This window comes from Kitasatospora sp. NBC_00070 (assembly GCF_045041205.1).
In the GTDB taxonomy this organism is placed as follows: domain Bacteria; phylum Actinomycetota; class Actinomycetes; order Streptomycetales; family Streptomycetaceae; genus Kitasatospora.
The window spans coordinates 7,117,076-7,140,782 of record NZ_CP108247.1 but is presented as its reverse complement, the minus strand read 5'-3'; the positions used below and the strand labels follow the sequence as shown (position 1 = coordinate 7,140,782).

At 72.5% G+C, this 23,707-nt stretch carries 21 protein-coding genes; 8 read left to right on the top strand and 13 right to left on the bottom strand.

Annotated elements, in window-relative coordinates; translation table 11 throughout:
- Window positions 1-37: 37 nt before the first annotated feature.
- Complete coding sequence (locus OHV05_RS32255; RefSeq protein WP_405020848.1) at window positions 38-586, bottom strand: GNAT family N-acetyltransferase; 549 nt, start codon at window positions 584-586, stop codon at window positions 38-40.
- 301 nt (window positions 587-887) lie between these two features.
- Here OHV05_RS32255 and OHV05_RS32250 point away from each other — a divergent pair, with 301 nt between their 5' ends.
- On the top strand, window positions 888-4,094 hold the full coding sequence (locus OHV05_RS32250) for a penicillin acylase family protein (protein WP_405020847.1): 3,207 nt from the start codon (window positions 888-890) through the stop codon (window positions 4,092-4,094).
- Between the two features lie 57 nt (window positions 4,095-4,151).
- Here OHV05_RS32250 and OHV05_RS32245 read toward each other — a convergent pair whose 3' ends face one another.
- The 3 genes from OHV05_RS32245 to OHV05_RS32235 all read right to left on the bottom strand — a co-directional run bounded on the left by OHV05_RS32245 (window position 4,152) and on the right by OHV05_RS32235 (window position 5,839).
- Window positions 4,152-4,592, bottom strand: coding sequence for an ATP-binding protein (locus tag OHV05_RS32245; RefSeq protein WP_405020846.1), 441 nt, complete (start codon window positions 4,590-4,592; stop codon window positions 4,152-4,154).
- Between the two features lie 77 nt (window positions 4,593-4,669).
- Window positions 4,670-5,269 carry a hypothetical protein gene (locus tag OHV05_RS32240; RefSeq protein ID WP_405020845.1) on the bottom strand — a complete coding sequence of 200 codons (600 nt, stop codon included), beginning with the start codon at window positions 5,267-5,269 and terminating at the stop codon, window positions 4,670-4,672.
- 36 nt (window positions 5,270-5,305) lie between these two features.
- A complete protein-coding gene (locus OHV05_RS32235) occupies window positions 5,306-5,839 on the bottom strand; it encodes a hypothetical protein (RefSeq protein WP_405020844.1) in 534 nt (177 codons plus the stop codon).
- Window positions 5,840-6,025: 186 nt separating this feature from the next.
- Between OHV05_RS32235 and OHV05_RS32230 the strand changes: the two genes are divergently transcribed.
- Entirely contained in the window at window positions 6,026-6,574 is a 549-nt protein-coding gene (locus OHV05_RS32230) for an OsmC family protein (RefSeq protein ID WP_405020843.1), read from the top strand.
- Here the strand turns inward: OHV05_RS32230 and OHV05_RS32225 are convergent.
- From OHV05_RS32225 to OHV05_RS32215, 3 genes are all read right to left on the bottom strand, one after another.
- Window positions 6,555-8,165 (bottom strand): hypothetical protein, encoded by a 1,611-nt coding sequence (locus OHV05_RS32225; protein ID WP_405020842.1) that lies wholly within the window; start codon window positions 8,163-8,165, stop codon window positions 6,555-6,557. The two genes, OHV05_RS32230 and OHV05_RS32225, sit on opposite strands and share 20 nt — an antisense overlap.
- A 172-nt stretch (window positions 8,166-8,337) precedes the next feature.
- Entirely contained in the window at window positions 8,338-9,555 is a 1,218-nt protein-coding gene (locus tag OHV05_RS32220) for a C40 family peptidase (RefSeq protein ID WP_405020841.1), read from the bottom strand.
- A gap of 91 nt (window positions 9,556-9,646) precedes the next feature.
- Complete coding sequence (locus OHV05_RS32215; protein WP_405020840.1) at window positions 9,647-10,249, bottom strand: TetR family transcriptional regulator; 603 nt, start codon at window positions 10,247-10,249, stop codon at window positions 9,647-9,649.
- Between the two features lie 165 nt (window positions 10,250-10,414).
- On the opposite strand from OHV05_RS32215, the gene OHV05_RS32210 reads away from it, so the two are divergent.
- Both OHV05_RS32210 and OHV05_RS32205 read left to right on the top strand, forming a co-directional pair.
- A complete protein-coding gene (locus OHV05_RS32210) occupies window positions 10,415-12,310 on the top strand; it encodes a glycoside hydrolase family 3 protein (RefSeq protein ID WP_405020839.1) in 1,896 nt (631 codons plus the stop codon).
- Window positions 12,311-12,336: 26 nt separating this feature from the next.
- Window positions 12,337-14,511, top strand: coding sequence for an RICIN domain-containing protein (locus tag OHV05_RS32205; protein ID WP_405020838.1), 2,175 nt, complete (start codon window positions 12,337-12,339; stop codon window positions 14,509-14,511).
- Window positions 14,512-14,517: 6 nt separating this feature from the next.
- Here OHV05_RS32205 and OHV05_RS32200 read toward each other — a convergent pair whose 3' ends face one another.
- A complete protein-coding gene (locus OHV05_RS32200; protein WP_405020837.1) occupies window positions 14,518-15,234 on the bottom strand; it encodes a hypothetical protein in 717 nt (238 codons plus the stop codon).
- Window positions 15,235-15,388: 154 nt separating this feature from the next.
- Between OHV05_RS32200 and bioB the strand changes: the two genes are divergently transcribed.
- The 4 genes from bioB (at window position 15,389) to bioD (ending at window position 19,608) form a co-directional block, all read left to right on the top strand.
- Window positions 15,389-16,615, top strand: a complete 1,227-nt coding sequence (gene bioB, locus OHV05_RS32195; RefSeq protein ID WP_405020836.1) for a biotin synthase BioB — start codon at window positions 15,389-15,391, stop codon at window positions 16,613-16,615.
- A 57-nt stretch (window positions 16,616-16,672) separates the two neighbouring features.
- Complete coding sequence (locus OHV05_RS32190; RefSeq protein ID WP_405017805.1) at window positions 16,673-17,566, top strand: IS982 family transposase; 894 nt, start codon at window positions 16,673-16,675, stop codon at window positions 17,564-17,566.
- Window positions 17,567-17,656: 90 nt separating this feature from the next.
- Window positions 17,657-18,889: an adenosylmethionine--8-amino-7-oxononanoate transaminase gene (locus OHV05_RS32185; protein WP_405021592.1), complete on the top strand. Its 1,233-nt coding sequence runs from the start codon at window positions 17,657-17,659 to the stop codon at window positions 18,887-18,889.
- Window positions 18,886-19,608, top strand: coding sequence for a dethiobiotin synthase (gene bioD, locus OHV05_RS32180; RefSeq protein ID WP_405020835.1), 723 nt, complete (start codon window positions 18,886-18,888; stop codon window positions 19,606-19,608). The genes OHV05_RS32185 and bioD overlap by 4 nt, the downstream gene beginning before the upstream one ends.
- Window positions 19,609-19,705: 97 nt before the next feature.
- On the opposite strand, the gene OHV05_RS32175 is transcribed toward bioD, so the two are convergent.
- From OHV05_RS32175 to OHV05_RS32155, 5 genes are all read right to left on the bottom strand, one after another.
- The gene (locus tag OHV05_RS32175) at window positions 19,706-20,554 is read right to left on the bottom strand and encodes a hypothetical protein (protein WP_405020834.1); all 849 of its coding nucleotides are present in this window, start codon (window positions 20,552-20,554) and stop codon (window positions 19,706-19,708) included.
- A 44-nt stretch (window positions 20,555-20,598) separates the two neighbouring features.
- On the bottom strand, window positions 20,599-20,979 hold the full coding sequence (locus OHV05_RS32170) for a hypothetical protein (RefSeq protein ID WP_405020833.1): 381 nt from the start codon (window positions 20,977-20,979) through the stop codon (window positions 20,599-20,601).
- A 369-nt stretch (window positions 20,980-21,348) separates the two neighbouring features.
- Window positions 21,349-22,002: a class F sortase gene (locus OHV05_RS32165; protein ID WP_405020832.1), complete on the bottom strand. Its 654-nt coding sequence runs from the start codon at window positions 22,000-22,002 to the stop codon at window positions 21,349-21,351.
- A 64-nt stretch (window positions 22,003-22,066) separates the two neighbouring features.
- Complete coding sequence (locus tag OHV05_RS32160) at window positions 22,067-22,513, bottom strand: excalibur calcium-binding domain-containing protein (RefSeq protein ID WP_405020831.1); 447 nt, start codon at window positions 22,511-22,513, stop codon at window positions 22,067-22,069.
- Window positions 22,514-22,631: 118 nt separating this feature from the next.
- Entirely contained in the window at window positions 22,632-23,693 is a 1,062-nt protein-coding gene (locus OHV05_RS32155; RefSeq protein ID WP_405020830.1) for a LacI family DNA-binding transcriptional regulator, read from the bottom strand.
- Window positions 23,694-23,707: the final 14 nt, after the last annotated feature.

Sequence of the window (23,707 nt, the reverse complement as noted above, 5' to 3'; positions counted from 1 at the left end):
TCGGTGACCGGCCGGCCCGGGTGACCCTGCTGCGGAATCAGGCGGACGACGCGGCCAGGGACCGCACACCGAACCACTGCTCGGCGCCGAACTCCTCGAACCGCTCGACCTCGGCGAACCCCAGCCTGGCCGCGAGGCTCATCGAGCGGCTGTTGGCGGTCTGGGTGCAGAGCACCACCGGCTCGCCGGGGCGCGCGCCGGCGAACCAGTCGAGTGCCGCCGCGCACGCCTCGGCGGCGTACCCGCGCCCCCAGGTCTCCGGCATGAGCAGGTAGCCGAGTTCGGCCTCTTCGGCGCCCGGGTGGAGGTGCCCCGGGCGCTCCGGGTCGCGCCGATCCAGCGTGACCGTGCCGATCATCGCTCCGTCGAGGGCGATCACGAAGATGCCGGGCCGCCGCCCGGGCAGGTCCGGCACCGCGCGTTCGAGCTCCTCGCGCGGTCGGGCGCCGCCGAGGTAGGTACCCACCTCCGGCGAGGCGAACAGCTCGACGAACGCCGCGCGGTCCCGGGCTTCGGACACCCGGAGCACGAGTCGCTCGGTCCTGATCGGGTCCGGTGGCCAGGCGACGGCTCCAAGATCGGTCATGCCGGGAAACGTATCGCACGCGCACCGGGGACGACAGTGTGGTTCAGCTGGACGGTCGTGACGGGTGGCCGGTGCCGGTGGTCGTGCGGCATGGGTGGACAACCTTCCGGGGCGTGGATGCGAATCGACCGCCCGGTTCCTCGGGTGCCACCGGGCCCGGACGGCAACTCCCTTGCAGATCTTGACTGTTGCGGATGCATGGCACTGCATGCACGGGTCTACCCGGCGGTAGCGGTACGGGACTACCGTGCCAGCCACCGCCATCGCGGCGTGTCCACCTCACACTCCGAAAGGGACTCAGGTGACCCGTGCCCCCGCACGACCCGGCCTGCGCCGGGCCGGACTCCGCAGCGTCCTCGCCGCCGCCCTGTCCGCCGTCGTCCTGCTCGCCCCCGTGGCGGCCACCCCCGCCTTCGCCGCCGCCCCCGCTCCCGCCCCTTCGCCGCTGGCCGGCGACCCCTGCCTCGGCCAGTGCCAGGACATCCTGACCGCGGGTCAGAACGGGCACGCCACCCTGGCGGGCATCCTGCTGCACCAGAGCGTGGGCACCCGCCCCGCGCACTCCGCCGACCAGATCGACGCCTACGACAACCTGCTGCACGACTACTCGGGCCTGACCGAGGACCAGCTCTCCGACTACTTCAACGACGCCTCCTTCGGCATCGCCCCCGGCCAGGTGGAGAGCACCCTCTCCCCGCGCGCCGACGTCACGATCAGCCGGGACAAGGCCACCGGCACCCCGCACATCAAGGGCACCACCCGCTCCGGCACCGAGTTCGGCGCGGGCTACGCGGCCGGGCAGGACCGGCTCTGGCTGATCGACATCCTGCGGCACATCGGCCGAGGCGAGCTGTCCTCGTTCGCGGGCGGCGCGGCGGGCAACCGGGCGCTGGAGCAGAGCCTGTGGGCGGTGGCCCCGTACACCGAGGCGGACCTGCAGCGGCAGATCGACCGGGTCCGCGACTCCGGGCCGCGCGGCGCGCAGGCGTACCAGGACGTGCAGGACTACGTGGCCGGGCTGAACGCCTTCATCGCCGCCGACCTGGCCGCCAACAACTACCCGGGCGAGTACGTGCTCACCGGGCACGGCAGCGACATCCGGCCGTTCACCGGCACCGACGTGGTGGCGATCGCCTCGGTGATCGGGGCCATCTTCGGCAGCGGCGGTGGCGGCGAGGTGGAGAACGCGCTCGCCGAGCTGGCCTTCCAGCAGCGGCTGGGCAGCACGGCCGGGGCCGCCGCGTACACCGCCTGGCGGGCGCAGAACGACCCCGAGGCGACCACCACCGTCCACAACACCAGTTTCCCGTACGGCACTTCACCCGCGAACCCGGTCGGCGTGGCGGCCCCGGACGGTGGCTCGGTGCACGGCTACCAGCACGCCCAGAACGGCACCGGTACGGGCGCCGGCGCGGCGCCGACGGCAGCCGACGGCGTGCTGCCGGCCGACCTGATCACCGCGCGGAAGGGTATGTCCAACGCCTTGGTGGTCTCCGGCGCACACACCGCCTCCGGGCACCCGGTGGCCGTCTACGGGCCGCAGACCGGGTACTTCGCACCGGAGATCCTGCTGGTCCAGGAGCTGGACGGGCCCGGGCTGCGCTCGCGCGGCGCCTCCTTCCCCGGTCTGAGCTTCTACGTCCAGCTCGGGCGCGGCCTGGACTACTCCTGGAGCGCCACCTCGGCCAACCAGGACATCACCGACACCTTCGCGGTCGAGCTCTGCGAGCCGGGCGGCGGGTCTCCCACCACCGCCTCCGGCAGCTACCTGCTGCGCGGCGTCTGCACGCCCTTCGAGCGGCTGGCCAAGCGCAACAGCTGGGCGCCCAGCACCGCGGACTCCACCGCCGCCGGGGCCTACGACCTGGTCACCCTGCGCTCGGCGTACGGGTTGGTCACCCACACCGGCACGGTCGGCGGCAGACCGGTCGCGTACACCGCGCTGCGCTCCACCTATCAGCACGAGGTGGATTCGGTGATCGGCTTCCAGAAGTTGAACGACCCCTCGGCGGTGACCTCCGCGCAGACCTTCCAGCAGGCCGCCTCGGAGATCGGCTACACCTTCAACTGGCTCTACGTGGACGCGAACCAGGCCGCCTACTACAACTCCGGGGTCAACCCGGTGCGGGCCGCGAACACCGATCCGGACCAACCGATCCTGGCCCGGCCCGAGTTCGAGTGGCGCGGCTGGGACCCGGCCTCGAACGTCTCCCAGGTCACGCCCCCGGCCGAGCACCCGCAGTCGGTCGGCCAGGACTACTACGTCAGCTGGAACAACAAGCAGGCTCCCGGGTTCGCCTCCCCCTGGGGCAACGGCTCGGTGCACCGGGGTGACCTGCTGGACCGCCGGGTCGCCGCGCTGGTGGCGGCGGGCGGCGTGACCCGCAGCAAGCTGGTGCAGGCGATGGAGGACGCGGCCAACGTCGACCTGCGGGCCGAGCGGGTGCTGCCCGAGCTGCTCCAGGTGATCGACTCGGCGCCGGTCACCGACCCCGCGCTGGCCGCCACCGTGCAGCAGTTGCGCGGTTGGGCGGCCTCCGGGTCGCACCGCAGGGAACCGTCCAAGGGCGCGGGCGCGTACACCGACGCGGCCGCGATCCGGACCCTGGACGCCTGGTGGCCGCTGCTGGTGGAGGGTCAGTTCAAGCCCGGCCTCGGCGACGAGACGTTCCGGGCGCTGGCCGCCGTGGCCCCGGTCAACGAGTCGCCCTCGGGCGGGCAGAACGGCGCCGGCGGTCCCGGCACCGACCTCAACAGCAGCGAGCCGCACAAGGGTTCGGCGCTGCAGCACGGATGGTGGTCCTACGTGGACAAGGACCTCCGCGCGGTGCTCGGCCGCCCGGTGGCGGGCCCGCTGCCCACCACGTACTGCGGCGGCGGTTCGCTCGCCGCCTGCCGGCAGCTGCTGCTCGCCACCCTGGCGACGGCGGCGGCCACCCCGGCCGCCCAGGTCTACCCGGCGGACAAGTACTGCGCGGCCGGGGACCAGCTCTGCGCCGACTCCATCGTGCACCGGGCGATGGGCGGGATCACCGTGCCCCGGATCGCCTGGCAGAACCGGCCCACCTACCAGCAGGTGGTGGAGTTCCCGGCCCGCCGGTCGGACAACCTCGCCAACCTGGCCACCGGCGCCCGGGTGACCGCCTCCGACTACCAGGACGCGGTGGTGGTCTCCTACCCGCCGGGCAAGGCCAACGACGGTGACATCGGCAGCCGTTGGGCCAGCAAGACGGTCGCCACCGCCTGGTTGACCGTCGACCTCGGCAGCTCCCGGCGGGTCGGCCGGGTGGCGCTGCGCTGGGCCGACCAGTACGCCCGCGCCTACCGGGTCGAGGTCTCCGCCGACAACGTCAACTGGCGTACGGCGTGGGCCACTTCGGCGGGCCGGGGCGGAGTGGAGAACCGGGCCTTCGCACCGGTCGACGCCCGGTACGTCCGGCTGGTCTGCCTGGAGCGGGCCACCGACAACCGGTACTCGGTCTACGAGATCGGGGTGTACTCGCGCTGAGCCCGGCGCGTCGCGGGTGAGCGCGGTGGACGGACCGGATCGGTCCGTCCACCGCGCTCACCCGGACCGGCACCACCCGACACCCGGCCCGCGTCGCGGGTGGAACCGGGCGGTGACGGTCTTGCCGGACGGGTTGGTCCGGGTCTGCCAGTCGTCGGCGAGGGCGTCGATCAGCGCCATGCCCCGGCCCGAGGTGGCCTCGGAGTCCGCCTCCCGTGGCCGAGGCGCCTCGGGAGAGGCGTCGTGCACGCTGACGTACAGAAAGCTCCCGTCCCAGGTGAGGACCAGGTCGGCGGCGCTGGCGGCGTGCTGGTGGGCGTTGGTGATGAGCTCCGAGACGGTCAGGACGACCGCGTCGGCCGACTCCGGCGCGTGCTCCGTCCAGCCGAGCGCGTCGAGGTGCTGCCGCGCCCAGGCCCGCCCGTTGCGGACCCCGCCGGACACCGGGAACACCCGGGCCCAGCCGAACGCCCGCAACACCGGCCGCTGTTCGTCCATCCCACCGCTCCCTCCGTCGCCGAACTCCCGTTGCCCGCCTGCGCACCAGGACACTTGACGCCGTCGGCCGCTGACCGTCAGCCGGCCAGGCGGTCGAGCACGGCGCGGTACTCGCGCATCGCGAGCCTCAGGTGCTCGGTGCTGGCGGCGTCGTCGTCGGTGCCGTCGGCGCCCTGCCGGCTGCCGTCCCGCAGCTTCCTCAGGCGGAGGCGGACGGCCTCCGCGGTCAGCTCGGCGGTGCGCTCCACCAGTTCACCGGCCGCCGCGACCGCCCGGGCCGGGTCGTCCACGAAGTCGGCCTGGACGCCGGTCCACTCCTCGCGCACGCCCTGCACCTCCTTCGTCCCGAGCCAGGGTCCGACGACCGGCTCGGCACCGACGGGCCGGGCGCCTCCATGGGTACCCTCCGCAAACCGTCCGGCGGCACCTTCGGGGGCACCGGTGCCGTCGACGAACCGCCCGGTGGCGCCCTTGGGATCACCGGTGCCGTCCACGAACCGCCCCGTGGCCTTCGGGATCTCGGTGGCGTGCACGGGGTCGACGATGCCGTCCGAGCGGCCGTCGGGCTGCGGCGGCTGACGGTCGGGGTGCATCCCGTCGCGGGGCTCCGGTATCCCGGCACGCGGGTCCGGCCGGCCCTGCAGGTCGCTGTCGGTGTTCCGCTGACTGTTCGTCATGGGTCTCCTCCTGGGGCGGGTGTTCCGGGTGCGGGCTCAGTGGGCTGCGAGCGCTCCGGTGCGGTCGTGGTGCAGCAGGGCCAGGACCAGGTCGCGGACTGCGATCATGGCCTGACGCAGTTCCTCGCTGTCGGCCTCGGGGGTGCTCAGGGTCTGCCGGGCGGCACGGTAGGCGGGGATCCGGCCGCCGTGGTCCACCGACAGCGCCGCCTCCCGGCCCTGCTCCGGGTACCCGATGGTGCCGAGCAGCGAGTCGAGGAGTCCCTCGGCCCGGGTCACGGCCTGCCGCGGGTCCTCGACGAACAGCGCCTGCAGGCCGCGCAGTTCGGCCAGTGCCCGGTCCCGCTCGGCCGCGTCCACCGGGGTGAGCTTGAGCTGCCGGTGCCGGGTCAGCCGGTCGGCGAGCTCGTGCTCGGCCTCCCGGACGTTGCCGTGGTGGGCGGTCACGGCGTGGGCGTACTCCGCGCCGAACCGTTCGTGCAGTCGGTGCGAGCGCAGTCGGGGCGCCATGACTGCGAAGCCCGCGCCAAGGGCGAGCAGCAGAACGACGACGACGTAGACGACCTCCATGTCCACTCCTTCTCGGTCGGTTTCGGGACGGGCCGCCGTCGCGGCCACCGAACCCCGCCTTGCCCGTCCGGCGAGTTGCAAACCTCCACCGGGCCGACCCGCCCGTGCTCCGCGTACGTTGCAGTCTTCCTACAGCCTCGTGACCGGACCGGCCGGACCGGCTCGGGTCCGCCTAGGTTGAGGGCCATGACCGACACCGCCCGCCGGCCCGGGCTCGCCGACCACCTGCTCGACAAGGGCGCCGCGATGCGGGCCGCCGCCGCCCGCCGCCCGGCCGGCGCCGACTGGGACGAGCGGATCGAGGCGGTCTGCGTCGCCGACGACGCGACCGGTGTGCGCAAGGTCCGGGTCGGCGACTGGTCGCTGCTCGGCGACGGCGGTCCCGACATCGGCGGCTTCGGCCTCGGGCCGTCCTCACCCGAGCTGCTCTGCGCCGTGGTCAGCACCTGCCTGACCCACACCGTGCTCTGTCTGGCCGCCGTCGGCGGTGTCCCGCTGGACCGGGTCGAGGTCAGGGTCCGGGCCCGGAACAACGATGCCCGGTTCTTCGGGGTGCCGACCGAAGCACCCGCCGTGCCGCACGAGTTGGTCGCCGAGGTGGAACTGGACAGCGCGGCCGACTCCGAGGAGTTGGCCGCGCTGCTGGCGGAGGCCGACCGGCGTTGCCCGATGCTGCAACTGGTCCGGGATCGGCACACCGTGGTGGTGGGTCGGGTCAGCCCTCGATCACCGTGAAGGCGAGCGGACCGGACGGGGCGGGCAGACCTGCGCCGCCCGGGTAGCCGTACATCGCGGACCGGCCGCCCGCCGAGGTGACGGTGAAGCCCGCGGTGTAGCTGCCGGGGGCCAGGTAGCCGTCGAAGCCCAGGTGGAACTTCCCGTCCGCCGCCGGAGCCGCCCCACCGCTCTCGCCGCCGACCGACCGGCCCGCGGCGTCGTAGATGGTGAACGAGGCCTGGGTGATGCCCACCGGCGAGCTCGCCTCGACGGCCAGCCCCAGTCTCATCGGCATCTCGCTGGTGCGGAACTCGGTCCCGCTCAGCACCGCCGAGGTGGCCACCGGATCGGTGCTGTCCGGGAGACGGGTCGACGTCAGTTCGAGCGCGGGGCCGCCGAAGGCCGTCCCGTACGCCGCGGCGCGTCCCGAACTGTCCAGCAGCGCGAGGCCCGTGACGGTGCAGTGGTCGGAGTAGCCCGGCGGGACCCAGAGCCGCACCTTGAGCGTCCCGTCGGCCTCCAGGGCCGGCGCCTCCATCTTCTGGTCGTCACAGGCGCCGTTGGCCAGCACGGTGGCCTCGACGACCGTCCCGCGCAGTCCGACCGGCTTCAGGGAGACCGCGACCTCGGTGGAGTCCCTCCAGTTGTCGAACACCTTCGGGCTGATCGCGAGCTCGGTCGCCTTCAGCTGCTCGTTCCGGGTCAGGTGGACCGGAGCGAGTGCCTGGTCGCGGTGCACCGCGACGTTGCCGGTGTTGTCCGTCAGGCGGACCCGGGTGATCTTCCAGTCGCCGACGGCGGCGGTGGCCGGAAGCTGGACGTCGACCCGGCACCTGACCTCCTCGGTGTCACCGTTCCCGGTCCCGGGGCCGCAGGTGTAGTAACCGTTGCTCCGCTCGATCGTGAAACCGCCGGTGGCGGTGCCCCCGTCCGGCCCACGGACCGTCAGCTCACCGCTGTACACGCCGGCTTCGTGGTCGGAGGCGATCACCTCGTAGGAGACCGCGACCGGTCGACCGTCCAGGAACCGGTACACGGGCTGCCCGTACACCACGTACGCGCCCTCGACGCCTGGGCCGGTGGTGTCGGTCAGTTCGGTCGCGGTGAAGCTGTTGTGGAAGTCGCCCAGCCGGGCCCGGCCGAGCGAGAGCTCGGTGCCCCGGTCGTCGGCGGCGGTCAGTCCCACCACCGCCCAGGTGGCGTGGTCCACGGCCGCGTAGCGCGGCACCGGGAAGGCGTAGCGGTAGGTCGCCGACTGCGCCGTGCCCGAGACCAGGGTGGCCTTGGTGTCCCACTTGCGCTGGAACGCGAAGCTCACCGGGTACGCGGCGCCGACCGGGCGGCCGTCCCGGCCGAGCTGCTGGATCACCACGTTCCCCGCGACGTTGGTGGCGGTCTGCTGGTTGTCGGCCACCGTCCACTCCACGGTGGCCCGGGCGTTGCCGGTGGTGGCGTCGACCGACGCCTCCGCGAAGGCGAGCGCGGTGAGCGCCAGGCGCGGCTTCGGCGCCGCCTCCGCTCCGGTGGCGACACCCCCCACCAGCAGGGCCCCGGCCAGCAGGCCGATCGCTCCCCGGCCGACGGCTGGTCGTACGGACGTTCCGTGCATGTGAATCCCCCCGTTGTTCGGTGTGCCGACGATCTCGACGGCCCGGCGATGCTGGCACGCCGACGCAACCCTCACAACTTCATTACCCGTCCGGCGCATCACCCCAGCTGAACAGCGTGAGCCGGGGCCGGGCGGCAGGCCACCGCCCGGCCCCGGCCGGTGAGATGGTTCGTCAGCAGTCGGGAATCACGGCGCCGTTGTTGTCCTTGGCCACGTCGTTGCCCCAGCGCGACAGGTAGAACGCGGACACCCACTGTCCCCCGGGGCCCACATCCGGATCGGTCCTCAACCACCAGTGGTTGAAGCTGCCCCCACTGGAGATCTCCCGTCCCCACGCCTTGCAGAACACGTAGTTGGTGCCCTGGTACAACGTCCCCGTCGCCGCCGTACTGCTGGGCGAGCCGTAGACCGAGGCGTTGGCGAAGGTGTCCACCCAGTACTTCCCGGTGGCCGGTGGCGCGCCGCCGCCCGGGCAGTCGGGGATCACCGTGCCGTTGTTGTCCTTCGCGACGTCGTTGCCCCAACGCGACAGGTAGAACGCGGACACCCACTGTCCCCCGGGACCGACGTCCGGATCGGTCTTCAACCACCAGTGGTTGAAGCTGCTCCCGCTGGAGACCTCCCGCCCCCACGCCTTGCAGAACACGTAGTTGGTGCCCTGGTACAACGTCCCCGTCGAGGTGGTGCTGCTCGGCGAACCGTAGACCGGCGCGTTGGCGAAGGTGTCGACCCAGTACTGCCCACCGCCCGACGGCGGCGGGGTGGTGGAGCCACCACCGGGCCCGTACAGCCGGATCGAGCCGTAGTAGTCACCGTGCGAGTAGAGCGTCGCCACCTGGACGTGACCGCCGGAGTACGGCGCCTCCGCGATGTAGCCCTGGCCCAGGTAGATCGCCACGTGGTGGATGCTCGCGGCGGTGTTCCCGTAGAACACCAGGTCACCGGGGAGCAGCGGGGCCGGCCCGTCGCCCCGGTAGTAGCGGGCCACCGCGCGGGAGGACGGCCACTGGGTGTACGTCGTCCCGTTGATCACGTCGGCGCCGACCGCGAGGTAGTAGGCGTAGCGGACCAGACCCGAGCAGTCCAGCCCGCGCACGTGGCAGTCGTCGGGCGCGCCGTTGGAGGCGTCACAACTGCCGTACGAGGGACCGGGTTGGGCGCCGTGGCCGCCGCCCCAGGAGTAGGGGGTGCCGATCAGGCCGCAGGCGGCGTTGACGGCCGCTCCCGCCTGCGGGGCGGCACCGGAGGCGAGCACCCCGCAGGCGGGGGCCGCCCGGGCGGGCTGGACGCCCGCGAAGAAGACCGCCAGGGCGGCGACGACGGAGAGCAGGGCGGCGTATCTCAGCGGGCGAAGTATCCACCGCGGCACCAGGTTTACGCGCGTGGTCACAGGACCGTCCAAGTCTGTGGGGACCGGGGGTTGATGGCGGCCATTCAAGCACCGGCGCCGGTGGCGCCGATAGCCCTCGGAACCCCACTCCTCAGCGGCTCCGCAGGTCGGCCAGCAACACCCGGACGGCCCGTCGGGTGCTCTCCGCCATGTCGACGGAGCCCGGGTCGAGCAGCCACTGCACCTGGAGCCCGTCCATCACCGCGACGATCGCGGCGGCCACCGACTCGACCTCGAACTCCCGCCGCAGCTCGCCGAGTTCGGCCGCCTCGACCAGCGCCTCGGCGACCATCGCCCGCAGCCCCCGGTAGCGCTCCCGGAAGTAGCCCTGGGCGGGGTGCCCGTCGGTGACGCTCTCCGCCGAGAGCACGGCGTACAGCCGGACGATGCCCTCCCGCTCCGCGTTGTGCCGTGCGGTGTCCACCAGGTGGTCCAGGAAGGCCAGCCCGCGCGGCCGTTCGGTGCCGAGCTGCTCGATGTCGGACTCGTCGCGCAGTGCCAGCACCCCGCTCAGCAGTGCGGTCTTGGACCGGAAGTGGTGCAGCAGCCCGGCCTGGGTGAGCCCGACCCGGTCGGCTATCTCGGCCAGCGAGGCATGGTGGTAGCCCCGGGTGGCGAAGGTCTCCATCGCGATCCGCAGGATCTCCTCGCGCCGGCCCACCCGAACTGCTCTGACGGTCTGTCCGCTCTTCATCGCCCGAGTCTACGGGCGCCAGCGCCCTGACCACGGGTTACTTCACGAGTAACTTCAAGTATTGAACAAAGAGTCGCCAACTACTTACCAACCACTCGGTAGGTCTGCTTTCATGCTTGCTGCCAACGCACCTCCGGCATCCCACCCAGGACTGGAGACACCTGCATGAAACGGCACACCCTGCTCGGCGGCGCCCTGCTCACCGCCGCGACCGTCGCCGCCGGCACCCTCTCGGTCACGCCCTCGGCGGCCGCCGAGGGCATCGCTCCCTACCTCAACTCCCGCCAACCGGTGGAGCGTCGGGTGAGCGACCTGCTGGCCAGGATGACCCTGCCGGAGAAGATCGGCCAGATGACCCAGGCCGAACGCAACGCGGTCGACGGCGATCCGGCGCAGATCACCGACCTCGGCCTCGGCTCGCTGCTCTCCGGCGGCGGCTCCACCCCCACCCCCAACACCCCGGCCGCCTGGGCCGACATGATCGACGGCTACCAGTCCCGCGCGCTGGCCGGCCGGCTGCACATCCCGCTGCTCTACGGCGTGGACTCGGTGCACGGCCACGGCAACCTGGTCGGCGCCACCGTCTTCCCGCACAACATCGCCCTCGGGGCCACCCGTGACCCGGAGCTGGTCCGCGAGGCCGCCCACATCACCGCGACCGAGACCCGGGCCACCGGCCCGCAGTGGGTCTTCGCCCCGTGCCTGTGCGTGGCCCGGGACGACCGCTGGGGCCGTACCTACGAGAGCTTCGGCGAGGACCCCGACCTGGTCACCAGCCTGGAGACCGCGATCGACGGCTTCCAGGGTCGCAACGCGAGCCAACTCGACCGCCCCGACCGGGTGCTGGCCACCGCGAAGCACTTCGCCGGTGACGGCGACACCACCTACGGCTCGGCGGCCGGCAGCTACAAGCTGGACCAGGGCGTGACCGTCACCTCGCACGAGCGGTTCCGTCGGATCGACCTGGCACCGTACGTCGCGGCGGTCCGAGAGCACCGGGTCGGCAGCATCATGCCGTCCTACTCCAGCGTGGACTGGACCGAGGACGGCGTCGGCAACCCGGTGAAGATGAGCGCCCATCACGAGCTGCTCACCGAGGTGCTCAAGCAGAAGATCGGCTTCGACGGCTTCCTGATCAGCGACTGGGACGCGATCAACCAACTCCCCGGCGACTACGCCACCCAGGTCCGGACGGCGGTCAACGCGGGGCTGGACATGTTCATGGTGCCGTACAGCGCCGCCAGGTTCGAGCAGGCCCTGCTCACCGAGGTGCAGGGCGGCCGGGTGACCACCGCCCGGATCGACGACGCGGTCCGCCGGATCCTCCGCGCCAAGTTCGAACTCGGCCTGTTCGAGCACCCGTTCACCGATCGCCGGTACGCGGACACCATCGGCTCGCCGGCCCACCGCGCGGTGGCCCGGGAGGCGGTCGCCAAGTCCCAGGTGCTGCTGAAGAACGACCACCGGGCGCTGCCGCTGAACCGCTCCCAGCGGATCTACGTGGCGGGCGCCAACGCCGACAACCCCGGTAACCAGGCGGGTGGTTGGACGGTCACCTGGCAGGGCGGATCCGGCGACACCATCCCCGCCACCACCCTCCTGGAGGGCATCCGCCAGTACGCCCCCGACGCCGCCTACAGCCTGGACGCCTCGGCCCCCACCGCCGGCTACCAGGTCGGCATCGTGGTGGTCGGCGAGACCCCGTACGCCGAGGGCGTCGGCGACGTCGGCAACAACGGCCACACCCTCGCGCTCTCGGCCGCCGACCAGGCGAACATCGACAGGGTCTGCTCGGCGATCGCCACCTGCGTGGTGCTCGACGTGGCCGGACGTCCGCAGCTGATCGCCGACCAACTGCCCAAGCTGGACGCCTTCGTGATGTCCTGGCTGCCCGGCAGCGAGGGTGCCGGGGTGGCCGACGTGCTGTTCGGCGAGCGCGGCTTCACCGGGAAGCTCCCGGTCAGCTGGCCGCGCACCGAGGCCCAGGAGCCGATCAACGTCGGCGACCGCGACTACGACCCGCTGTTCCGGTACGGCTTCGGCCTGACCACCCGCCGCTGATCCCCCCACCTCAGGAGCGAACACCCGTGAATCCCGGACAACGGCGCTACGGCGTACGCCTGTTCACCGCCGCCACCCTGCTGGCACCCGCCGCCCTGGTCGCCTCCGCCCCCGCCGAGGCCGCCGTCCCCACCGGCTGGACCACCCTGGTCAACCGGAACAGCGGCCGGTGCGTGGACGCCGCCGCTGCCGCCACCGCCAACGGCACCGCCGTCCAGCAGTACTCCTGCAACGGCACCACCGCCCAGCAGTGGCAGCTCCAGCCGACCGACTCCGGCTATGTCCGGATCGCCAACCTGAACGACGCCACCAAGGTGATCGACGTGACCGGCGTGTCGACCGCCGACAGCGCCAAGCTCCAGCTCTGGGCCTACGGCGGCGGCGCCAACCAGCAGTGGCTGCCGGTCGAGGAGGCCGGCGGCGGCTACCACTTCGTCAACCGCAACAGCGGCAAGTGCCTCGACGTGCCCGCCGCCTCGACCGCCGACGGCGTGGTGCTCCAGCAGTACACCTGCAATGGCACCACCGCCCAGTCCTTCACCTTCGGCACCCCGGTGACCCCCGGCAACCCCGATCTCGGTCCGAACGTCACCGTCTTCGACCCCTCGATGGCCGCCTCGACCATCCAGTCCAAGCTGAACTCGGTCTTCCAGCAGCAGGAGACCAACCAGTTCGGCACCCAGCGCCAGGCCCTGCTGTTCAAACCCGGCAGCTACAACGTGGACGCCAACGTCGGCTTCTACACCCAGGTCGCCGGGCTCGGCCTGTCCCCCGACGACGTCACGATCAACGGCGGGGTGCACGCCGAGGCGGACTGGTTCCAGGGCAACGCGACCCAGAACTTCTGGCGCTCGGCCGAGAACCTCTCCGTCAACCCGCCCTCCGGGACCGACCGTTGGGCGGTCTCGCAGGCCGCCCCGTACCGCCGGATGCACGTCCGGGGCAACCTCCAGCTGGACGACGGCGGCTGGTCCAGCGGCGGCCTGATGGCCGACTCGAAGATCGACGGCCAGGTCCGTTCCGGCTCCCAGCAGCAGTGGCTGTCCCGCAACTCGCAGTGGGGCAGCTGGACCGGCTCCAACTGGAACATGGTCTTCGTCGGCGACGTCAACGCACCCGCCAACACCTTCCCGAACCCGCCCTACACCACGGTCGGCCAGACCCCGGTGGTCCGGGAGAAGCCGTTCCTGTACGTGGACGGCGCCGGGGCGTACCGGGTGTTCGTGCCCGCGCTGCGCGGCAACTCCAGCGGGACCAGCTGGGGTTCGGGCAGCCAGCCGGGCAGCTCGCTGCCGATCGACCAGTTCTTCGTGGTGAAGCCGGGCGCCACCGCCGGCCAGATCAACGCCGCGCTCGGCCAGGGCAAGAACCTGCTCTTCACCCCGGGCGTCTACCACCTGGACCAGACCCTGAACGTGGCCCGGGCCGACACCGTGGTGCTCGGCCTCGGCCTGGCCACCCTGATCCCGGACAACGGCATCACCGCGATGACCGTGGCCGACGTGGACGGGGTGAAGATCGCCGGCCTGCTGATCGACGCGGGCCCGGTCAACTCCCCGGTGCTGATGCAGATCGGCCCGGCCGGTGCGGCCGCCCGGCACACCGCCGACCCGACCTCGCTGCACGACGTGTTCTTCCGGATCGGCGGCGCGGGCGTCGGCAAGGCCGGCCAGAGCCTGGTGGTGAACAGCTCCGACGTGATCGGCGACCACATGTGGATCTGGCGCGCCGACCACGGCAGCGGCGTCGGCTGGTCCGGCAACACCGCGGCCACCGGCCTGGTGGTGAACGGCACCGACGTCACCATGTACGGCCTGTTCGTCGAGCACTACCAGCAGCACCAGGTGATCTGGAACGGCAACGGCGGGCGGACGTACTTCTACCAGAACGAGATGCCCTACGACCCGCCGAACCAGGCCGCCTGGACGAACGGCGGCACCAAGGGCTACGCCGCGTACAAGGTGGCCGACTCGGTCACCACGCACGAGGCCTGGGGCCTGGGCAGCTACTGCTACTTCAACGTCAACCCGGCGGTGGTGGCCGAGCACGCCTTCGAGGTGCCGAACCGCAGCGGCGTACGGTTCCACGACATGGTGACGGTCTCGCTCGGCGGTACCGGGACCATCAACCACGTGATCAACGGCACCGGCGGACCGTCCAACTCCGGCAGCAACGTGGCCAACCTGGTCAGCTACCCGTAGCGGTCCTCAGAGCCAGACGAACGGAGCCCGGGCGGTGAACGACACCGCCCGGGTCGCCGCGTCCAGCGAGACGTCGTTGGCGGGCGGCGTGGGCCGCAGGTCCGCGAAGCGCGAGGTGGTGACGGTCAGGTAGTGGCCGACCGACTCCACCTTGGTGACGGCGACCGGCTTGGCCGCGCCCGGCGAGGGCGAGCCGGTCACCGGCGGGGCGGTGCCGGGATCGGCCGCGACGAAGGCGATCGCGGCGGCGCTGTCGGCCGCCAGCAGCTGCCCGGCCTTCTCGGCCGCCGCCTGGTCGGCGAACCTGAGCACCGTCACGCTGGTGGTCACCTGCTTGTCCTCGCGCAGGTAGCCCACCGTCACATAGCCCAGGCAGCCGGTGTCGTGCAGCACGTCGTGGGCCCGGTCCGCCAGGGTGTCCGCGCAGGGCTCGCCCTGCCGTCCGACCGTGCGCAGCGCCTTGTAGCCGTCCTGCTCGATCGGCTTGGCGGCCGGGAAGTACCGTTCCGCGACGAAGAAGTCCTTCTCGGACAGCGGCTGGGACGGCGGCACGGAGTCGGAGGCGACCACCTGGGTGGTCCGCCCGGCGCCCTCCAGCCAGTCGCCGGTCTCGGTCACCACCACCCCTACCGTGATCGCCGCCGCGCCGACGATGCAGAGGGCGATGGTCCGGCGTCGGCTGCCGTGCGCCCGATGGGTGTGGCGTTCCCCCTGCGTGGTCATGGCGCAGATTCTAAACGGATGATCCGAACAGCCGACCCCCCGGGGCCGCGCCGTACCGCACCGCGGCGACTGTGACAACCCGCACACGTTCCGAGAGATCTTCTGGGTGGTTCCCTCTGGCGCGACTCCACGTCGCCCGGGCAGGATCAGGCTCATGGATCTGCTTGACACCCTCACCGCCAAGGGCCTGCGCCGGGAAACACCGACCCGGGAGGAGGCGCTGGCCGTACTCGCCACCACCGATGACGAGTTGTTGGACGTGGTCGCGGCCGCCGGGCGGGTGCGCCGCCAGTGGTTCGGCCGCCGGGTCAAGCTGAACTACCTGGTGAACCTCAAGAGCGGCCTCTGCCCCGAGGACTGCAACTACTGTTCGCAGCGGCTCGGGTCCAAGGCCGAGATCCTCAAGTACACCTGGCTCAAGCCGGAGCAGGCCGCCGAGGCCGCCGCCGCCGGTCTCGCGGGCGGCGCCAAGCGGGTCTGCCTGGTCGCCAGCGGACGCGGTCCGACGGACCGTGACATCGACCGGGTGGCCGACACCATCGCCGCCATCAAGGACGCCAACGAGGCCGTCGAGGTCTGCGCCTGCCTGGGCCTGCTCTCCGACAACCAGGCCGAGCGGCTGAAGGCGGCGGGCGCCGACGCCTACAACCACAACCTGAACACCTCGGAAGCCACCTACGGCGACATCACCACCACCCACACCTACGCGGACCGGGTGGACACCGTCACCAAGGCGCACGGCGCCGGGCTCTCCGCCTGCTCGGGTCTGATCGCGGGCATGGGCGAGAGCGACGCGGACCTGGTGGACGTGGTCTTCGCGCTCCGCGAGATCGGCTCCGACTCGGTGCCGGTCAACTTCCTGATCCCGTTCGAGGGCACCCCGCTGGCCAAGGAGTGGAACCTCACCCCGCAGCGCTGCCTGCGCATCCTGGCGATGGTCCGCTTCGTCTGCCCCGACGTCGAGGTGCGGATCGCCGGCGGCCGCGAGGTGCACCTGCGCTCGATGCAGCCGCTCGGCCTGCACATCGCCAACTCGATCTTCCTCGGCGACTACCTCACCAGTGAGGGCCAGGCCGGCCAGACCGACCTCGACATGATCGCGGACGCGGGCTTCGAGGTGGAGGGCGCGGGCGAGCCGACCCTGCCCCGGCACCGCGCGGAGGCCGCACTCGGCGGCGGCTGCGGCACCGGTGGCGGCGGCTGCGGCAGCTCCGGCTCCGGCGACGCCGAGGAGGCCCACGCCTGCGGCACCGGCGGCTGCGGGCCGTGCGGCGGCCACGCCGGCGCTCCCGCCGACACCCACGAGAACGACGAACTGCGCTCCGACCTGGTCCGGGTCCGCCGCCGTGGCGCTGGCACCGAACTGGCCCCGAACGCCTAGACGAGTAGATCCGAAGTTCTGGCCCGCCAAAGGGCAGAGGGTGTCCAAGATCAGTTTGTGACGACCGACCTGAACACCCTCTTGACCGCACTTTACGTGAAGATCGACGACGAGATCGGAGGAACTCGATGGATGGGACGACCGCCCCTGCTCAGCGATTCCGAACTCGTCTGTCTCGCGGTCGCCCAGGCCCTGCTCGGCTACCACTCCGAAGCCCGCTGGCTGCGCTACGCCCGCAAGAACCTGTCCGACATGTTCCCCTACCTGCCCCAACGGCCGGGCTACAACAAGCGGTTGAAGTCAGCACTGCCACTGCTCAAGCGCATGATCCGGGAACTCGCCATGGACAGCGACTTCTGGACCGACACGGTCTGGATCGCCGACTCGACCCCGGTGCCCTGCGGCATGTCCCGCCCGACCGTCCAGCGATCCAACCTGGCCGGCTGGGCCGGCTACGGCTACTGCGCCTCCCACTCCCGCTTCTTCTGGGGCCTGCGCCTGTACCTGGTGTGCACTCCTACCGGGATGCCGATCATGTGGGCACTGGCCAACCCGAAGATCGGCGAACGCGAGGTTCTGGCGGCAATGCTCGAAGTCGACGCCGACCTGGTCGCCGGACGCGAGGGCATCCTGCTCATCACGGACAAGGGCTTCGCCTCCAAACCGTTCGAGAAGGACCTCGCCGAGCAGGGCATCGAGCTCCTGCGTCCGTCACTCAAGCGTGAGAAGAAGCGGTACGGCGAGCCGATGCTCAAGAAGGTCCGCCAGCTGATCGAGTCGGTCAACGACACCCTCAAAGGGCAGCTTGACCTGGAACAACACGGCGGACGGACCTTCGAGGGCGTTGCCGTCCGGGTGACCCAGCGGGTCCTCGCGATGGCCGCCGGCATCTGGCACAACGACCTGATCGGCGCACCGGTCACCCGCTCGCTGATCGCCTACGACCACTAATCACATCGGATCTACTCGTCTAGGAACTGACGCACCGTGAACACCCTCCTCGACCTCGACCGGGCGCACGTCTGGCACCCGTACGCACCGATGCCCGGCACCTCCACCCCGTACGTGGTGGAGTCCGCCGCCGGCGTCCGGCTCCGGCTCGCCGAGCCGGTGGCCGGGCACCGGGAGCTGATCGACGGCATGTCCTCCTGGTGGGCCGCGATCCACGGCTACCGGCACCCGGTGCTGGACGAGGCGGTCCGGGACCAGCTCGGCCGGATGAGTCACGTGATGTTCGGCGGGCTCACCCACGAACCCGCCGTCCGGCTCGCCGCCAAACTGGTGGAGATCACCCCCGAACCGCTCCGGCACGTGTTCCTGGCCGACTCGGGCTCGGTGGCCGTCGAGGTCGCGATCAAGATGTGCCTGCAGTACTGGCAGTCCACCGGACGGCCGGAGAAGCGCCGGCTGCTCACCTGGCGCGGCGGCTACCACGGCGACACCTTCCATCCGATGTCGGTCTGCGACCCCGAGGGCGGGATGCACCAGCTCTGGGGCGGGGTGCTGCCGCGTCAGCTGTTCGCGGGCGAGCCCCCGGCCGGCTTCGGCGCCGAGCCGGACCAGGCGTACGCCGAGCAGCTGGCCGCGCTGATCGCCGAGCACGCCGACGAGCTGGCCGCCGTGATCGTCGAGCCGGTGGTGCAGGGCGCGGGCGGCATGCGCTTCCACTCCCCCGGCTACCTCCGGCTGCTGCGCGAACTCTGCGACCGGCACGGCGTGTTGCTGATCTTCGACGAGATCGCCACCGGCTTCGGCCGGACCGGCGAACTCTTCGCCGCCGACCACGCGGGCGTCTCCCCCGACGTGCTCTGCCTGGGCAAGGCGCTCACCGGCGGCTACCTCACGATGGCCGCCACCCTGTGCACCGCCCGGGTCGCCGACGGCATCAGCCAGGGCGAACTGCCGGTGCTGGCGCACGGGCCGACCTTCATGGGCAACCCGCTGGCCGCCGCCGTCGCCAACGCCTCGATCGACCTGCTGCTCCGGCAGGACTGGCGGACCGAGGTGAAGCGGATCGAGGCCGGACTGACCGAGGGGCTGGCCGAGGCGGCCGAACTCCCCGGGGTGGCCGATGTCCGGGTGCTCGGGGCGATCGGCGTGGTCCAGCTGGACCATCCGGTGGACCTGCGGGCCGCCACCGAGGCCGCCGCCCGGGAGGGCGTCTGGCTCCGGCCGTTCCGCGATCTGATCTACACCATGCCGCCGTTCATCACCTCCGACGCCGACCTGGCCCGGATCACCACGGCCGTGGCCTCGGCGGCGGTGGCCGGATGACCGCCACCGTCCTGTTCGTCACCGGCACCGGCACCGAGGTCGGCAAGACCGCCGTCACCGCGGCCGTCGCCGCCTTGGCCGCCTCGGTGGCCGTCCTGAAGCCCGGTCAGACCGGCGTCACCGCGACCGAGCCCGGCGACGCCGACGAGGTCGCCCGGCTGGCGGGTCCGCACGTCACCACCCGCGAACTGGCCCGCTACCCCGAGCCGTTGGCCCCCGACACCGCCGCCCGGCGGTCCGGCCTGCCGCCCCTGCGGCCGCAGCAGACGGCCGAGGCCGTGGCCGAACTGGCCACCGCCCACCGGCTGGTGCTGGTCGAGGGCGCGGGCGGCCTGCTGGTCCGCTACGACGAGGACGGCCGCACGCTGGCCGACCAGGCGCTCGCCACCGCCGCCCTCGGACTCCCGGTCCGGGTCCTGCTGGTGGCCTCCGCCGGGCTCGGCACCCTCAACACCACCGCGCTCACCGCCGAGGCACTGCGCCACCGCGGCCTGGACACCCTCGGCGTGGTGATCGGCAGTTGGCCCGCCGACCCGGACCTGGCCACCCGCTGCAACCTCACCGACCTCCCCCGCGCCGCCGGCGCCCCGCTGCTCGGCGCCCTCCCGCACGGCGCCCCGCACTCTCCCGACTTCGCCGCCCTGGCCAAGTCCGCCCTGGCCCCGGCCCTCGGCGGCAGCTGGGACGCGGCCGCCTTCACGGCGGCCCACCCCGCCTGAACCCGGCGAACAGGCCGACGGACCGCCACGGACACCCTGGTACGGGCGCCGTGGCGGTCCGTCGGCCTGTTCGGTGGCCCGGACCCGCCCGGCGGGATCAGCCGACGCAGCCGGGGACAGCGGGCGAGCTGGTGACGCAGTTGTTCGGCGTGTTGCCGCTGACCGGCGAGGTGGTGAGGGTCATCGTGCCGTTCTGACGGTAGATGCCACCGGCGGCGGTCGCGCCGTTGGCGCTCACCTGGGTGCTGGTCAGGGTGGTCGCGGTGGAGTCGACGGCGGCGATGCCACCGCCCTGCGCGCCGGAGGTGTTCGCCCCGACCAGCGAGCTGCTGGTGGTGGTGAGCGAGCCGCGCAGACCGTTGTAGATGCCGCCGCCCCGGCCACCGGCGTTGTTGCCGGAGACGCTGCTGCTGGTGAACGTCGCCGTCGCCCCCAGGGCCGGCGCCGCGATGTCGGCGTTGGCGAGACCGCCGCCGCGCCCCGTCGCACTGTTGCCGGTGAGGGCACTGGCGGTGAGGGTCACCGCACCGCGGTTGAGGATGCCACCGCCGTCGGTGGCGGCGCTGCCGTGGCTGAGGGTGACGTTCCCCTTGACCGTGAGACCGCCGCCGGCGGCCACCTTGACGATCCGGAAGGCGGGCGTTCCCGGGGCCGTCGACCGGGTGATGGTGTTGTTGTCGCCGGTCAGGGTGACGGCGGTGGTGATGACCGGCAGCGCGTCGGGCCCGTCGGCGTCACTGCCGTGGGACGTGGTGATGGTGTACGTGCAGCCGGTCGAGAGGACGATGTTTCCCCCGCCGGCGAGGTTGGCGGTGGTGACCGCGGCCACCAACGCGCTCTCGTTGCAGGCCACGGCCGCCTGGGCCGCCGTCGGCACCAGGATCGCTGCCCCGGTGGCCAGCAGGACGGAACCGGCGAGGACCGGGAAGGTACGGGTGCGTCGCATGACGTTCCTTTCGGGAAGTGGACGGAGTCGGGCCCGCAGGGCGGCTAGACCGCGCAGGCGGTGACGGCGGCAGCCGTGGCGTCCACAGCGGTGGTGGTGGCCGCCGCGCTCGCCACGGCCGAGGTGACCGCGGCGTCGGCGGTGGCGACCGCCGTGGTGGCCGCAGCCGCGACGGCGGGAGCGGGGTCGCCTGCGGCGATCGCGGCGGACAGCGTCTTGACGGCGGCGGCGGAGCTCGCCGCATCCGTCTTGGCCACCTCGGCGGCGGTGGCCGCGTTCGTGGCGGCGGTGGCCGCACCGGTGGTGGACGCGGCACAGGCGACCGGATCGGCAGCGGCGGCGCTGGACGGCGCCGTGGTGAGCGCCGTACCACCCACCATGAGAGCGGCGGTGAGGACGACGGCACTGATGCGGTGAACGTTCACGAGTGGCCCCTGACATCACGACGGATACCGCCGCACGGCTCAACACCCCGGCCACGGAACCCAGTTCGGCGAGAACCGGAACGGCTCCCACCAGAAGAGGAGCATCAAAAGCCCGCTGCACACCGTCCGAGAAGTGGTTGCCGATTCACCGAGCTCGGACCGGGGCCGCCGGGCTCACCGGACGATCATCTGCTCAGCGCGATTCCGGCATCGAGATCCCTGCACCGCAAGGGTGCTTCGTCAACGCACCGCATTCTTTCCGCCTGACCACCACGACGCCGGACTGCGGGCCCGGACACCCCGTCCGGCACCCGGCGCGGTCGAGTGCACTCCGGGGCGCGCGCCTCGCTCGGGCGGTGGCAACTCGGCTCACCGGACCTCCGGTTGAGACCCGACGAGGTGGGCGTACACCACGGTGTTCTCCTGGTAGCCGCCGTGCGCCCGGTCGTAGCGGCCGCCGCAGGTGATCAGGCGCAGCTCGGGACGCGGGGCGGCGGCGTAGACCCGCTGTTCGGGGAAGTCGCTCTTGGGATGGTTCACCACCGCGTCCACCGTGAAGCGGACGGTGGAGCCGTCGGCCCTTGCCACCTCGACCTGCTGACCGGCGGTCAGGGTGGACAGACCGAAGAACGCCGCCGGGCCACGCGCGGTGTCCACATGCCCGGTGATCAGCGCGGTACCGGTCTCGCCCGGGCTGGTGCCCGCCGCGTACCAGCCCACCAGATCGGGGCCGTTCGGGTCCGGCGGGCGCAGTGCGCCGTCCTGATCGAGGGTCAGCGGCACCAGCGGGGTGTCGATGCCGAGCGCCGGAATCCGGACCCGCACCGGTACGGCGCGGGCCAGTCCGCCGCCGTCCGGCGTTGCCGACGCAACGACGGGTGGCGCCGCCGCCGGCGGGGCCGGGCCCGGTGGCGCGCTCAGGCCGATCTGCCAGGCGCCGACCGCCAGCAGGGCGGACAACCCGAGCAGCAGCCGGGGTGCTCGCGGGCGGGCTCGTCGTCGGCCGCCGACCGCCGTGGCCATCCGTCCCTCCTCCGTGCGAGGGCCGGGACGGCGGCCTGCCGTCCCGGCCCGGGCCGATGCGCGGTCAGTTCTCCCGCTTGGCCTGACGACGCCGGAGCACCACTGCACCGCCCGCCGCCAGCACGGCACCCGCGCCGAGCGAGAGCGCGACGGGGGTGCTGCCGCCCTCGGCCGGACCGGCTCCCGCCGCCACCGCGCCGTGCGGCGCCGGAGCGGGCGGGACCAGCGGCGCGGGAGTGGCGGCGGGACTCGGGGCGGGAGTGGCCACCGCACCCGGGGCCGGGGTGACGGTGGCGCCCGGCAAGCCGGCCGGCAGGTTCTCGCAGGCGATCCCGTCGTTGTCGGCGTCCAGCCGGTTCGGGTCGGAGCGATCCATGTTGAAGACGGCCTGCGCCTCCGGCTGGGTCCGGAACTCGGGGCAGTCCCGGTCCTGGGCCTGGGCGGCCCCGGCGAGCGGGACACCGGCGAGCGAGATCAGCAGGGCCGCACCGGCCGCAATGGCAATACGCATGAGCAGAACTCCCGTACGTCGAGTGACATGACTGCCACCAGTACGTCCGCACCCGCCCTGCTCCGGCCACCCGGCAGACCCACCGGCGCGAGCGCACGCCGGAGCGCGCCACCCCCTCTCAGGCGGAGCCGCGCAGCACCAGCACCGGCTCGAACAGCACCGAAGTGGCCCTGGCCGTCGGCTCGGCCAGCTGGGAGAGCAGGATCCGGGTCATCTCGGCGGCCATCTCCTCGACCGGCTGCCGGATCGTGGTGAGCAGCGGGCGGCCCACGGTGGCGGCGCTGCTGTCGTCGAAGCCGACCACCGCGACGTCCTCCGGCACCCGGCGGCCCTGGTCGGCGAGCACCGCGAGTGCACCCCGGGCCATCAGGTCGTTGGCGGCGAACACCCCGTCCAGGTCCGGGTGTTCGGCCAGCAGCCGGATCATCGCCTGTTCGCCGCCGAGCTGGGTGAAGTTGCCCTCGGCGGACGGTACGTACGGGTGGCCGCGGCGGGCCATCTCGTCCCGGAAGCCGGCCAGGCGGTCCCGCCCGGCCGGGACCTCGGCCGGGCCCGCGATGGTGACGGGCAGTCGGCTGCCCCGGCCCGCCAGGTGCTCGGCGGCCAGTCGGCCGCCGTCCCGGTTGGCCACGTCCACGCAGCTGAGCGGCAGCGGCTCGGCCGGGCGGCCGAACAGCACGGTGGGCAGGCCGGCCGCGAGCAGCAGGGCGGGCAGCGGGTCCTCGGCGTGGGTGGAGACCACCAGCGCGCCGTCGGCGTTGCCCTGGCGCAGGTAGCCGAGCACCTGCTCCCGGGCGGCGGTGTCGTCGGCGAGCATCAGCACGGGGTGCACACCGAGCGGGCGGAGTGCGCTGAACACCCCGCTCACCACCCGGCCGAAGAACGGGTCGGTGAAGACCTGACTGCGGGTCGACTCCTCGTCGTCCACCGCGGCCCCGGTGCCCGAGACCACCAGGGCGACGGCGCCCGCCCGGCGGGTGACCAGCGAGCGGGCCGCGCCGTTCGGCACGTACCCGGTGGCGGCGACCGCGTCCCGGACGGTCTGCTGGAGGTCCGGGTCGACGTTGCGGACACCGTTGACCACCCGGGAGACGGTGGCGCGGGAGACGCCCGCGACCCGGGCGACGTCCTCCAGGGTGGCCGTCCTGCGATCGGCCGCCGAGGGTAGGGCTCTGCTCATGGGGTCGTTTATAG